Origin of the sequence: Streptomyces sp. NBC_00287, from assembly GCF_036173105.1 — a bacterium.
GTDB lineage: Bacteria > Actinomycetota > Actinomycetes > Streptomycetales > Streptomycetaceae > Streptomyces.
Window position 1 is genome coordinate 716,251 of record NZ_CP108053.1, and the last position, 12,529, is coordinate 728,779.

A 12,529-nucleotide genomic window follows, 5' to 3' on the forward strand; every position below is an offset into this window, starting at 1 on the left:
CCGCCGCAAGGTCGATACTGCCCAGAGCGGTCCGGAAGCTGTCTGCCCAGCTCACCAGGAGGTACCCATGAGGATGCTGATCAACGTCCCGGAGACCGTCGTCGCGGACGCGCTGCGCGGTGTCGCGCTCGCCCATCCCGAACTGGCCGTGGACGTCGAGAACCGGGTGATCGTACGGCGGGACGCGCCCGTGGCCGGGAAGGTCGCCCTCGTCTCGGGTGGCGGTTCGGGCCACGAGCCGCTGCACGGTGGGTTCGTGGGGCCCGGAATGCTGTCGGCGGCCTGCCCGGGCGAGGTGTTCACCTCTCCGGTGCCGGACCAGATGGTGCGCGCCGCGGCTGCCGTGGACAGCGGCGCGGGCGTGCTGTTCATTGTGAAGAACTACACCGGCGACGTCCTCAACTTCGACATGGCCGCCGAACTCGCCGAGGACGAGGGCATCCAGGTGGCGAAGGTCCTCGTCGACGACGACGTGGCGGTCACCGACAGCCTGTACACCGCCGGGCGGCGCGGTACCGGCGCGACGCTGTTCGTGGAGAAGATCGCGGGGGCCGCGGCCGACGAGGGCATGCCGCTGGAGCGGGTGCAGGCGATCGCCCGTCAGGTCAATGAGAACTCGCGCAGCTTCGGCGTAGCACTCAGCGCCTGCACCACGCCCGCCAAGGGCAGCCCGACCTTCGATCTGCCCTCCGGCGAGCTGGAGTTGGGCATCGGCATCCACGGCGAACCCGGCCGGGAACGGCGGCCCATGATGACCTCGGGCGAGATCGCCGACTTCGCGGTGCACGCGATCCTGGAGGACATGCCCCCGAGCAACCCCGTGCTGGTCCTGGTCAACGGCATGGGCGCGACCCCGCTGCTGGAGCTGTACGGCTTCAACGCCGAGGTCCAGCGCGTGCTCGCCGAACGCGGGGTCGCCGTCGCCCGCACTCTCGTCGGCAACTACGTCACGTCCCTCGACATGGCCGGCGCCTCGGTCACCCTGTGCCAGATCGACGAGGAGCTGCTGAGGCTTTGGGATGCGCCGGTGAAGACGGCCGGGCTGCGCTGGGGCATGTGAGCGGGCGGCGCCCGGGTGTCAACGTACCTACCACGCAAGGAGATTCCGTGCTCGACGCCGACTTCTTCCGCCGTTGGATGACCGCGACGGCCGCGTCCGTCGAACGTGAGGCGGAACGGCTCACCGCCCTCGACTCACCGATCGGAGACGCCGACCACGGCAGCAATCTCCTGCGCGGGTTCCGCGCCGTGACCGTGGCCCTGGACAAGGAGTCCCCGGAGACGCCCGGCGCCGTGCTGATCCTCGCCGGACGGCAGCTGATCTCGACGGTGGGCGGTGCCTCGGGGCCGCTGTACGGGACCCTGCTGCGGCGTACCGGCAAGGCGCTCGGGGAGGCCGCCGAAGTCGACGAGGCGCAGTTCGCGGAGGCGTTCCGTACCGGGGTCGACGCGGTGATGACGCTCGGGGGTGCCGCGCCGGGCGACAAGACGATGATCGACGCGCTGGTCCCGGCTATGGACGCGCTCGGCGACGGTTTCGCCGGGGCGCGGGCCGCCGCCGAGGAAGGAGCGCTCGCTACGACACCGCTCCAGGCGCGCAAGGGGCGGGCGAGTTATCTCGGCGAGCGCAGCATCGGGCACCAGGATCCGGGGGCCACCTCGTCGGCCCTGCTGGTCGCGGCTCTGGCGGAGGCGAACGGTGAGTGACGACAAGGTCGTAGGGATCGTGCTGGTCTCGCACAGTGCCGAGGTGGCCGCGTCGGTGGCCGAGCTGGCGAAGAGCCTTGCGGGCGGCGGGACTTCGGTGCCGGTGGCTCCGGCGGGCGGCACCGAGGGCGGCGGCCTCGGCACCAGTTCCGAACTGATCGCCGCGGCTGCCGCAGCCGTGGACCGGGGCGCCGGGGTGGCGGTCCTCACCGACCTCGGCAGCGCGGTGCTGACCGTCAAGGCCCTCCTCGCCGAGGGCGACGAACTCCCCGACCGCACCCACCTGGTGGACGCCCCCTTCGTCGAGGGCGCCATCGCCGCGGTCGTCACGGCGGCCACCGGCGCGGACCTCGCGGCGGTAGAGGCGGCGGCGGAGGAGGCGTACACCTACCGCAAGGTCTGATCAGGCAAGCCCCTGCGCCGCGACGGCTAGGGCCGAGCGCATGGTCGCCACCAGCTCGGTCTCCGCCCTCGCGGCGTCGCTCTCCTTGTCGTCGGTACGCCAGGCGTAGTGCTCGACGGCCGCGCGCAGGGCCGCGTTGAACATCGCGGCCTGGATCGTGGGCCGCAGATCGTCCGCGGGCAGCCCGGCACGGTCGCCGAGGGCGCGGGCGAACGCCGGCTCGGCCTCGTCGTACGTCTGGAGCCAGATCGCGCGCAGGCCCGGTTCGGTACGGGTCAGCCGTACGAGAGCCCCGACCGTGGCCCGTTCCGGGCCGGCGACGAAGTGGGGGTCGGCCGCGAGCCTTCGGTCGAAGAGCAGCTCCAGCGGCTGCCCGGGGCGCCAGTCCCGCAGACACTCGGCGATCGCGTCGATCCCCGCCGAGAACAGCGGCTGTACGCAGCTCTCCTTGCTGGGGAAGTAGCGCCACACGGTCCGCGCCGAGACGCCGACCGCCTGTCCGATCTGTTCGCCGGTGGTCGCCGTCACACCCTGGGCGACGAACAGGTCGACCGCGGCCCGGGCTATCTCCAGCCGGATCTCGGCCTTGCGCTCCTCGGTCAGCGGCGGTCTTCCCGTACGGGCGCGGGCTGCGGTCATCTCTTCCTCCGGTCCGGTGATCGCTCTCCCGGAATTCTCCACCACGACTTTATGTCAGTCGAAGACATTAAGTCGTAGAGTGAGCCCGCGCAGGGCAGTCGGCCCTGGCACACGGATAGGAGCAACTCATGACCGACGGACGCGGTGTCATCGTCACCGGAGCGGGTTCGGGTATCGGCCGGGCCGCGGCCCTCGCCTTCGCGGCCCAGGGCGACCGGGTCGTGGTGGCGGACCTCAACGCCGAGGGCGCACAGGCCGTCGTCAAGGAGATCGAGGAGGAGGGTGGGACCGCGGTCGCCGTCACCGGCGATCTGAGCGAGCAGTCGGTCATCGACGCGGTCGTGACCGCCGCCGTGGAGCGGTTCGGCGGGGTGGACGTGCTGGTCAACAACGCCGGGATCATGGACCGTATGTCAGCGGTCGCGGATGTGAGCGACGCCGAGTGGGAGCGGGTCATCCGGGTCAACCTCACCGCGCCGTTCCAGCTCACGCGGGCGGTACTGCCGCACATGCTGGCGGCGGGCAAGGGCGTGATCGTGAACACCGCCTCCGAGGCGGGCCTGCGGGGCAGTGCGGCGGGCGCCGCGTACACGGCCTCCAAGCACGGCATGGTCGGCCTGACGAAGAACCTCGCGGTGATGTACCGGGGGCAGGGCATCCGCGCCAACGCCATCGCGCCCGGCGGCACCCAGACCGGCATCGCCGTCGACGCCGAGCAGGGCGCCCACGGCCCGACGGCGCTCGGCCCGCACTTCGTGAACCTCGGCCGGCTCGCCCAGCCCGAGGAGCAGGCCGCGGCCATCGTGTTCCTCGCCTCGGACGCGGCGAGCAACATCAACGGCGTGGTGCTGCCGGTGGACGACGGCTGGTCGGCGGTCTGACCATGGGGCTCGGAGCGTCAACCGAACAGGGTCGGGAATAGCCCAGGGGCCGGGGTGTCTCGTCCGGGCCGAGATCCAGTCGTGGGAGCGGTGATTCCGGGGGTGGCGGAATGTGGCTGAAGGTGTCGAACGAGGATCTGCCCGCGAAGGAGCAGTTGCCGTTCTGGGCCGAGCTGGTCTCGCGTGAGCTGGCACCGCTCAGCCTCAGCAGCGCGAACCCGGGGGACTTCACCGCGTGGGCCTCGGTGCTGGACCTCGACTCCGTGCGGCTGGCCGTGTTCAGCAGCCCGCCCGCATACCTGAGACGCACCTGGGCGGACATCCGGCGCGCCGACCCGGGCACGTATCAGCTGACGTTCGTCTCCGGCAGCCCGCTGTGGATCAGCCAGCGGCGGCAGGACTCCGGGCTGGTGTTCGGCAACATGGTGCTCTTCGACCTCTCGCAACCGTTCGAGGGCGCCGTGCCCGACCGAGGCTGCAACACCGAGGTGGCCATCATGCAACTGCCCCGCGAGGAGCTGCCGCTGCCGCCGGACAAGGTCCACCGGCTCCTCGCCCAGCCCCTGTCGACCGGCACCGGCATGGGAGCGATTCTCGCCCGGTTCATGACCACGCTGGACGCCTACGGCCCCGACTGCGAGCCGCGCGACCTGAGCCGATTAGGGGCGATGGCACTCGACCTGGCGGGCGCCTGCATGGCCCAGCATCTCGACGCCTACGACGACCTTCCGGCCGAGACCCGCCGACACGCCATGCTGGCCCGCGTCAACGCCTTCATCGACCACAACCTCGGTGATCCGGACCTGGGACCGGCGGACATCGCGGCACGCCACCACATCTCCGTACGCTCCCTGCACACGCTCTTCCGGGAGCAGGGCGAGACCGTGGCGGCCTCGATACGCCGACGCCGCCTGGAACGCTGCCACGCCGACCTCACCGACCCCCGCCTACGACGGCGCTCGATCAGCGCCATCGCCGCCCGCTGGGGGTTCATGCGCCCTCCGGACTTCAGCCGAGCGTTCCGCGCGACATACGGCATGTCGCCCAGAGAACTCCGGCATACGGCACTGCGCAGCCTGCCGGACACACAACAGGCTGCGCTCAGCGACAACTAACGCCGCACCCATCACCAACTCGCAGCCGCCGGCGCGCGCCACGATGTGAGGGAGGGGGGGAGCACAGGGGCCCCGGCGTTGTACGGGGCCCCTGTTGGGCCTCTCAGCCGTCGCGCACGAACTTGCGTGCCAGTCGCTCCCCCATCGTGACCGCGGCCTCGGGGTCCTCGATCGGGTCCACCCTGGTGTCCTTGAAGACGATGTAGGTGACGCCGGAGGCCGTGCCGCCGCCGTGTGGGTCGGGGTGGATTCCGAGGGATTCGGCGGCGGCGTAGGAGGCCTCGCCGATGATGTCGTGCGGGCCTACGTCGCCGATGACCGCGTAGCGCACACGGTCCTGGTACACGAGGGCGACCAGCGAACCGCCGCGGATGCCGTGCGTCCGGTAGTCCCAGACCCGGCTCGGGGCGGGGACGACGACGTACGGGAGGCGTTCGGCGTCCAGGTAGCGGCCGTCGGACTGTGTGAAGGCGGTGGCGTCGCTGAAGTAGGGGTCGGTACGGCCGTTGCAGTGGCTGCCCGGGCGTCCGTCGCAGTCGATGTCCAGGTCGGCCTTCCAGAAGACGGCCTCCTGGGTGCCGCAGACCGGGATGGTCGCGGGCCGGCCGTCGTCGGTGCGGTAGCGCCCGCGGGAGATCTGGGCGCAGGTGCGCGCCTTGGCCAGCAGATCGGCGGCGCGGACCTCGCCCTGGGGCCGCACCGCCGGCCAAGTCTCGGCCTGTGGTGGGGCGGTGGGCAGCGTGGTCGGGGCAAGCAGGGTTGCGCTTGCCGCGACCAACGTCAGCGACTGGACACGCACGATAAGGCTGCCTCTCCGAGGGGACACTGACGAACACTCAGCCCAATCTGGTGCCTGGTTCATCATGGGGCCAGCGTTCGGGGGCCAGACGGGGTGCGTCGACGGGTCCCTTCGGCGGTACGGCGTCGAACTTCCGGCAGCGGCCGGGAGTCTGAGCCTGTGTCGGCTCGGCCTCCCGGCCGCGCACGGCCGGCGCGGGATCAGCGACGACAGCGGTCCGCGCCACCGGCATGAACTACCGAGCCCTTACGGGGAGTTCAGCCGTGAGAGGTCAGCATACGTAACTCTCGCGAAGAGTCGCCCACGACCGCCCTCTTGATGTGATCGCGTCAGCCGCGTCATATTGGTCCGGACCATTGCCGAGGGGTTCGCTCCCGGCGCCGTCCCCGGGAGGCTCAGCCGTGCGACGCATTCCCGTTCCCGCCCGTCCGCACCGACTCGCCGTGTTCTGCGGCGCCCTCGCCCTGGTCGCCTCCTGCGGCTGGCAGGGCCAGGCCGACGAGGGCCCGCTCCCCGGCGCGCCAAGGGGCGTCACGGCCGAGGCGGGCAGCGCGACCAGCGTGCATGTGATGTGGAACGCGGTGGCAGCGAGCCAAGGCACCGACGGTTACGAGGTGTATCGCGGCACCACAAAGGTCGAGGACGTGCCGGGTGACGAACACATGGTGGACGTCACCCGGCTCCGCCCCTCCACGACGTACGTCTTCACCGTGCGGGCCCGCGACACCGACGGCCGCGTCGGACCGCCGAGCGAGGAGGTCCGCGCGAAGACCCCCGCCTCCGCCGCCGCGGACCGCGCCGCCCCGACCGCGCCGGGCGCGGTGGAGGGCCGCGCGGTGGCCAGCCGGGCCGTCCAGCTGTCCTGGTCCGCGGCGAAGGACGACCGGGGTGTGGTGTCGTACGACATCCATCAGGGCGGCACGAAGATCCACAGTGTGGGCGGAAACCAGACCGCGACCGTGGTGACGGGGCTGCGGCCGGGCACCCGCTACACCTTCACGGTCCGCGCCCGGGACGCCGCCGACAACGCCTCACCGGCCGGCACCCCCGTAAGCCTGACCACACCCGGCACCGACGACGGCCGCGGCACCGCACCGACCGACTTCCGCGCCACGACCCACCGCAGTGACGAGGACGGGGCCTACTACATCGACCTGCGCTGGGTCCCGCCGCGCACGGACGGGGTCGTCACGGAGTACGAGGTCCACCTCGACGGGAAGCCCGCCACGTCGGTGGTGTTCGGCGGAGACGCGCCGCGCGAGAAGGCCACGTACAGCTTCTACGCGGACGGCGAGGCAGGGGTGAGCCATCGGGTGCGGCTGCGGGCACGGCTGCCCGACGGGACCTGGGGCGGGTTCTCGACGGAGCGGACGGTGACGACCGGCCACGCATCACCCTGACACCCCCTCCCATGGGCCGGACGATGGAATCCGTCACCTGCCCGGTGGCAGTCCGCATGCGGGGCGGGCCGGGGGCACGTTGGCTGCCCCTGAGGCAGCACGGGCATTCCCCGACCCTCGGCGGCGCAAGGGATGTACCGCCAACCGTGCCGCCGGAGGGCAGTCCACATGCGCAACTCATCGCCACTTCTCCGCTCCGGGCTGACCGTGGCGGCCGCCGCCGCGCTTCCGCTCGCCCTGACCGCCCCGACGGCCGCCGCGCAGTCCGGGATCTCGGTGAGCACGAGCGGCAACACGGTCTCGGTCACCACCAGCGCCTGCAGCCAGACCAACTCCGCCGGCAGCTGGGGCACCGCCTCACTGCTCACCAGCAGCCAGGCGAACTTCGCCCAGGGCCGCCAGGTAGCTCTGTCGGGCACCGCCACCCAGCAGTCCGCAGCCTGGTCGGGCGTCAGCCCGGGCACGTACACGGTCATCGTGCAGTGCGCGTTCAACAACCAGACCGCGGGCACCCAGTCCGTGGTGGTCTCCGCGGCCGCCACTCCCACCGTCTCTGCGACGGCCTCCCCCTCGCGCGGGGTCATGGGCGGTCTGGGCGGCGCCGCCGAGGACTACGGCACGCTGACGCTCGCGGCGGGCGGCGGTCTGCTCGTGGTGGGCGCCGGGGCCACGGTCTGGTTCCTGCGCCGCCGTGCGAAGCCGTACCGCCTCTGACGCGGGCGCGCATGCCACCAGCCGCTGATTGGCTCTCGACCCCCGAAGGGCGCGCCGGGGAGACTGGCTGATCTCATGCCGCCCTCCGAGGAGTTGTGATGCAGGTAGCCGTGGTCACCTTCGACGGGTTCAACGAACTCGACAGCTTCATCGCCTCCGCGCTGATCAACCGGTGTCGCAAGGAGGGCTTGGAAGCCTTCATCACGACGCCGACGCCGGTGGTCACGTCGATGAACGGCGTCGAGGTGACCGGGCAGCGCCCGATGGAGTTCGTGACCGAGGCCGATGCCGTGCTGATCGGCAGCGGGGTGAAGACGCGTGACGTGGTCGCCGACGACCGGCTGATCTCCCGGCTGCCGCTCGACCCCGCGCGACAGTTGATCGGTGCGCAGTGCTCCGGCGCGCTGGTGCTGGCCCGGCTCGGGTTGCTGAACGGCATGCCGGCCTGCACGGACAACAAGAGCCGGCCCTTCGTCGAGGCCTGCGACGTCACCGTGCTGGACGCGCCGTTCCACGCCGAGGGGAACATCGCCACGGCGGGCGGCTGTCTGGCGTCCCAGTACCTCGGCACCTGGGTCATCACGCGGATGCTCGGCGAGGACGCCGCGCGCGATGTCCTCGACTATGTGGCTCCGGTCGGCGAGAACGACGAGACCGTCGAGCGCGCCCTGCGTGCCGTCCGGGCGGGCGAGGTCGCACTGCGCTGACTCACTCGTGATGCGGCAGCTCGGCGAACTCCTCCAGCGCGTGTTCGAGCCACCGCGTCCAGAAGGTCTCCAGATCGATGCCCGCCCGCAGCACCAGGTGCCGCAGCCGGTCCTCGGGATCGTCCTTGCCGGGCGGGAAGTCGCGCTGCTCGATCTCCTCGTACTCGGCCAGCTGCTGTCGGTGCAGGTCGAGATGGCGGCGCAGATCGGCCTCGATGCCCTCGGTTCCGACCACGGCCGCCGCGCGCAGCCGCAGCAGCAGCGTGTCCCGGTGCGGCTTGGGCTCCTGGGAGGCGGCGCTCCAGCGGGCCAGTTCGGCACGGCCCGCCGGCAGGACCTCGTAGCTCTTCTTCTGACCGCGCGCCGGCTGCTCGGACGCCAGCGCGCGGATCAACCCGTCCGCCTCCAGTTTTCCCAGCTCGCGATAGATCTGCTGATGCGTCGCCGACCAGAAGTAGCCGATCGACTTGTCGAAGCGACGGGTCAGCTCCAGCCCCGAGGACGGCTTTTCGAGCAGGGCGGTGAGGATCGCGTGCGGGAGTGACATGACGTCATCCTAGGGACGCCCCCTTACAGGGCGGCCGCGACCTCCGTGCCCTGCTTGATGGCGCGCTTGGCGTCCAGTTCGGCTGCCACGTCGGCGCCGCCGATCAGGTGCGCGCTGCGGCCGGCGGCAACCAGCTCCTCGTACAGATCGCGGCGCGGCTCCTGGCCGGTGCACAGGACGATCGTGTCGACCGGGAGGACCGTGCTCTCCTCGCCGACGGTGACGTGCAGTCCGGCGTCGTCGATCCGGTCGTAGCGCACGCCTGGGACCATGGTGACGCCGCGGTGCTTGAGTTCGGTGCGGTGGATCCAGCCGGTGGTCTTGCCGAGGCCCGCGCCGACCTTGGTGGGCTTGCGCTGGAGGAGATGGACGGTGCGCGGCGGGGCGGGCCGCTCGGGTGCCGCGAGGCCGCCGGGGCCTTCGTAGGACATGTCGACGCCCCACTGGCGGAAGTAGGTCTCGGGGTCCTCGCTCGCCTTGTCGCCGCCGTCGGTGAGGAACTCGGCGACGTCGAAGCCGATGCCGCCCGCGCCGAGGATCGCGACGCGGTCACCGACGGGCACGCGGTCGCGCAGTACGTCGAGGTAGCCGACGACGCTCGGGTGGTCGACGCCGGGGATGTCCGGGGTGCGCGGGGTGACGCCGGTGGCGACGACGGCCTCGTCGTAGCCGGAGAGGTCCTCGGCGCTCACCCAGGTGTTCAGCCGTATCTCCACGCCGTGGGCCTCGAGTTGGTGGCGGAAGTAGCGCAGGGTCTCGTCGAACTCCTGCTTTCCGGGGACCTGGCGGGCGACGTTGAGCTGGCCGCCGATCTCGCTCGCGGCGTCGAACAGCGTGACGTCGTGGCCGCGTTCGGCGGCCGACACCGCGCAGGACAGGCCCGCCGGTCCGGCGCCGACGACCGCGACCCGCTTGCGCAGCCGGGTCGGGGACAGGATCAGCTCGGTCTCGTGGCAGGCGCGCGGGTTGACCAGACAGGAGGTGATCTTGCCGCTGAAGGTGTGGTCGAGGCAGGCCTGGTTGCAGCCGATGCAGGTGTTGATGGCCTCGGACCGGCCCTCGGCCGCCTTGTTCACGAAGTCGGGGTCGGCGAGCATCGGGCGGGCCATCGAGACCATGTCCGCAAACCCCTCGGCGAGCAACTCCTCGGCGAGTTCGGGGGTGTTGATGCGGTTGGTGGTCACCAGCGGGAGGGACACCTCGCCCATGAGTCGCTTGGTGACCCAGGTGTAGGCGCCGCGCGGCACGGAGGTGGCGATGGTGGGGATGCGGGCCTCGTGCCAGCCGATGCCGGTGTTGATGATGGTCGCCCCGGCGGCCTCCACGGCCTTCGCGAGGGTGATCACCTCGTCGAGCGTGGAGCCGCCCGGGACCAGGTCCAGCATGGACAACCGGTAGACGATGATGAAGTCCTCGCCGACGGCCTCGCGCACCCGGCGCACGATCTCGACCGGGAAGCGCATGCGGTTCTCGTACGACCCACCCCAGCGGTCCGTACGCCGGTTGGTCTGCGTGGCGATGAACTCGTTGATGAGGTAGCCCTCGGAGCCCATGATCTCCACGCCGTCGTACCCGGCCTGCTGGGCGAGCCGGGCGGTGCGGGCGTAGTCCTCGATGGTCCGCTCGACGTCGGCGTCCGTCAGCTCGCGCGGCGGGAAGGGGCTGATCGGCGCCTGGAGCGGGCTCGGCGCGACCAGGTCCTGGTGGTAGGCGTACCGGCCGAAGTGCAGGATCTGCATCGCGATCCGGCCGCCCTCGCGGTGCACGGCCTCGGTGATGACCCGGTGCTGCTCGGCCTCCGCCTCGGTGGTGAGCTTCGCGCCGCCCTCGTAGGGCCGTCCCTCGTCGTTGGGGGCGATACCGCCGGTGACGATGAGGCCGACGCCGCCGCGGGCGCGTTCGGCGTAGAAGGCGGCCATGCGCTCGAAGCCGTGCTCGGCCTCTTCCAGGCCCACGTGCATGGAACCCATGAGGACGCGGTTGGGCAGGGTGGTGAAGCCCAGGTCGAGCGGGTTCAGCAGGTGCGGGTAACGGCTCATCGGGCCCCTCCGTGCGCGGTGTCGTCACCCCTGTTGTAGAGGACCGCGCACGGTTTATGCAACTAGTTGCACAAGAGGAGAGACCCAGGTCACCGGCTTTCGAGACGGACGTGCAGCTCACGCTCCTGGTCACCGGAGGCGGTGCTGAGGTCGTGCACCGTGAACAGGTCGTGCAGGGTCGTGCGGAAGCGGTCGATCGCCCAGTAGCCGCCCTGCACATCGGCCTCGACGGACGCGGACAGCCGGCCGCCGGTGTGAGCACCGGGGTGCGGCTCGGAGACGTCGAAGGTGCCCAGCCATACCGTCGGCCGGGTCTCGTGCCACTCCTGGGGTACGTCGTCGTCACACCGGTCCGAGTCGAAGCACGCGCACAGGGCGTCGAACACGATCCGGGCATCCTCCTTGCTGCATCCGCTGATCTCCACGGAGACGGATTCCGGGTGCACTCGCTCACTGTCCATCGTGATCGCTCCTCTCGAGGCCGCGCCGCGTCACGGCGCCGGGTTCCCCCGCGACACCGTGTCGCACTCCCAGAAAACCACTACATTCCGGGATGTACAGCCCCGCGGCCCCGAGAGGAACGGCGCCGGGTCAGCTGCGCGTGAACCGGTACGTCTTGCTGTCGGTCAGGATGCAGAAGCCCGGCGACAGGACGATCACGCGCAGGGTGCCGGTACGGCGGTCGTAGTCGATGCCCTCCGTCTCGAAGCTGCCCGAGCAGCCGCTGCGCAGCGGGAGCTGGCGCAGGGCGGTGACATGGCCGCTGACGTCGGAGCTGCCCGGCTGGGCGGACAGGTCGATCTGGAGCAGCGGCTTGGTCATGCCGAAGAGGGTGCCCGCCGGGTCGTCCGAGGAGCACAGCAGGGTGGTCGGGCCCGAGAAGTCGCAGCCCTGTATGTCCCGTACGGCGTGGTCCAGATGGACGGTGGAGGCCTGCGGGAGGTTCGCCGACGGGGACGTGCTCGGGTTGACGCCCGGGGTCGGGAAGACGAGCAGGCGGTTCATGGTGCCCCACTCCCCCGCCAGCATCCACTGGCCGCCGGGCGCGACGGCGACCCAGGAGTTGTTGAGCGCTTCGCCGCTGCTGAGCGTGTGCACGTACTCGGACCAGGTGCCGCCCGGCGCCTGCACGCGGAACATTTTCGCGGTGCCGGAGTCGGCCTGGTACGGCTCGATGTAGTAGCCGTTGTAGGAGGCGTCCGGGTCGCCGACGTGGTTCCAGCCCCGGCTGCTCACGCTTCCGGGGATGGTGCCGATGCCGGTGTAGCGGTTGGGGCTGTTCGCCGGGACCTCGACCGAGGTCAGGCCCTGGCTCTCGGTCAGCGGGTCGGCGCGGTCGGAGCCGGCCTCGGTCCAGGTGTCGGCGGCGAAGGCGGGCGGGGCGCCGGCCAGGACGGCGGCACTGGCGAGGGCGACGAGACCGGTCAGGACGGCATGACAACGTTGCCGGGCGCGCAGGGGCATGAGCCGACTCCTCAGGTGGGGGGTGGGGTGCACGTGCTCGGCGGACAGTCTGGCGGGCCACGATGGTCATGTACAGACCAATAGAGGAACGGCAGTGGTCGTCTTCGTTGCGCT

At 71.1% G+C, this 12,529-nt stretch carries 14 protein-coding genes; 8 read left to right on the forward strand and 6 right to left on the reverse strand.

The genetic code is table 11. The features are described from left to right. Positions 1–67: 67 nt before the first annotated feature. From dhaK to dhaM, 3 genes are read left to right on the forward strand one after another with little or no spacing between them, the layout of a single operon-like run. A complete protein-coding gene (dhaK, locus tag OHT76_RS03560; RefSeq protein ID WP_328869242.1) occupies positions 68–1,060 on the forward strand; it encodes a dihydroxyacetone kinase subunit DhaK in 993 nt (330 codons plus the stop codon). A gap of 47 nt (positions 1,061–1,107) precedes the next feature. After that, a complete protein-coding gene (gene dhaL, locus OHT76_RS03565; protein ID WP_328869243.1) occupies positions 1,108–1,707 on the forward strand; it encodes a dihydroxyacetone kinase subunit DhaL in 600 nt (199 codons plus the stop codon). Further along, positions 1,700–2,110: a dihydroxyacetone kinase phosphoryl donor subunit DhaM gene (dhaM, locus tag OHT76_RS03570; protein WP_328869244.1), complete on the forward strand. Its 411-nt coding sequence runs from the start codon at positions 1,700–1,702 to the stop codon at positions 2,108–2,110. The genes dhaL and dhaM overlap by 8 nt, the downstream gene beginning before the upstream one ends. On the opposite strand, the gene OHT76_RS03575 is transcribed toward dhaM, so the two are convergent. Continuing rightward, complete coding sequence (locus OHT76_RS03575; RefSeq protein ID WP_328869245.1) at positions 2,111–2,749, reverse strand: TetR/AcrR family transcriptional regulator; 639 nt, start codon at positions 2,747–2,749, stop codon at positions 2,111–2,113. 128 nt (positions 2,750–2,877) lie between these two features. Here OHT76_RS03575 and OHT76_RS03580 point away from each other — a divergent pair, with 128 nt between their 5' ends. Together OHT76_RS03580 and OHT76_RS03585 are read left to right on the forward strand one after the other, a co-directional pair. After that, on the forward strand, positions 2,878–3,630 hold the full coding sequence (locus OHT76_RS03580) for an SDR family NAD(P)-dependent oxidoreductase (protein WP_328869246.1): 753 nt from the start codon (positions 2,878–2,880) through the stop codon (positions 3,628–3,630). 110 nt (positions 3,631–3,740) lie between these two features. Continuing rightward, complete coding sequence (locus OHT76_RS03585) at positions 3,741–4,745, forward strand: helix-turn-helix domain-containing protein (RefSeq protein ID WP_328869247.1); 1,005 nt, start codon at positions 3,741–3,743, stop codon at positions 4,743–4,745. 103 nt (positions 4,746–4,848) lie between these two features. Here the strand turns inward: OHT76_RS03585 and OHT76_RS03590 are convergent, their stop codons facing one another. Beyond that, the gene (locus OHT76_RS03590; protein ID WP_328869248.1) at positions 4,849–5,544 is read right to left on the reverse strand and encodes a glycoside hydrolase family 75 protein; all 696 of its coding nucleotides are present in this window, start codon (positions 5,542–5,544) and stop codon (positions 4,849–4,851) included. A 401-nt stretch (positions 5,545–5,945) separates the two neighbouring features. On the opposite strand from OHT76_RS03590, the gene OHT76_RS03595 reads away from it, so the two are divergent. From OHT76_RS03595 to OHT76_RS03605, 3 genes are all read left to right on the forward strand, one after another. Next, entirely contained in the window at positions 5,946–6,944 is a 999-nt protein-coding gene (locus OHT76_RS03595) for a fibronectin type III domain-containing protein (protein WP_328869249.1), read from the forward strand. 168 nt (positions 6,945–7,112) lie between these two features. After that, the gene (locus OHT76_RS03600) at positions 7,113–7,658 is read left to right on the forward strand and encodes a hypothetical protein (protein WP_328869250.1); all 546 of its coding nucleotides are present in this window, start codon (positions 7,113–7,115) and stop codon (positions 7,656–7,658) included. Positions 7,659–7,756: 98 nt separating this feature from the next. After that, positions 7,757–8,365 (forward strand): DJ-1/PfpI family protein, encoded by a 609-nt coding sequence (locus OHT76_RS03605; protein ID WP_328869251.1) that lies wholly within the window; start codon positions 7,757–7,759, stop codon positions 8,363–8,365. A 1-nt stretch (position 8,366) separates the two neighbouring features. On the opposite strand, the gene OHT76_RS03610 is transcribed toward OHT76_RS03605, so the two are convergent. From OHT76_RS03610 to OHT76_RS03625, 4 genes are all read right to left on the reverse strand, one after another. Further along, a complete protein-coding gene (locus OHT76_RS03610) occupies positions 8,367–8,912 on the reverse strand; it encodes a PadR family transcriptional regulator (protein ID WP_328869252.1) in 546 nt (181 codons plus the stop codon). Between the two features lie 23 nt (positions 8,913–8,935). Further along, a complete protein-coding gene (locus OHT76_RS03615) occupies positions 8,936–10,951 on the reverse strand; it encodes an NADPH-dependent 2,4-dienoyl-CoA reductase (protein WP_328869253.1) in 2,016 nt (671 codons plus the stop codon). Between the two features lie 89 nt (positions 10,952–11,040). Further along, positions 11,041–11,412 carry a hypothetical protein gene (locus OHT76_RS03620; RefSeq protein WP_328869254.1) on the reverse strand — a complete coding sequence of 124 codons (372 nt, stop codon included), beginning with the start codon at positions 11,410–11,412 and terminating at the stop codon, positions 11,041–11,043. 130 nt (positions 11,413–11,542) lie between these two features. Continuing rightward, complete coding sequence (locus OHT76_RS03625) at positions 11,543–12,415, reverse strand: hypothetical protein (RefSeq protein WP_328869255.1); 873 nt, start codon at positions 12,413–12,415, stop codon at positions 11,543–11,545. Between the last annotated feature and the right edge of the window lie 114 nt (positions 12,416–12,529).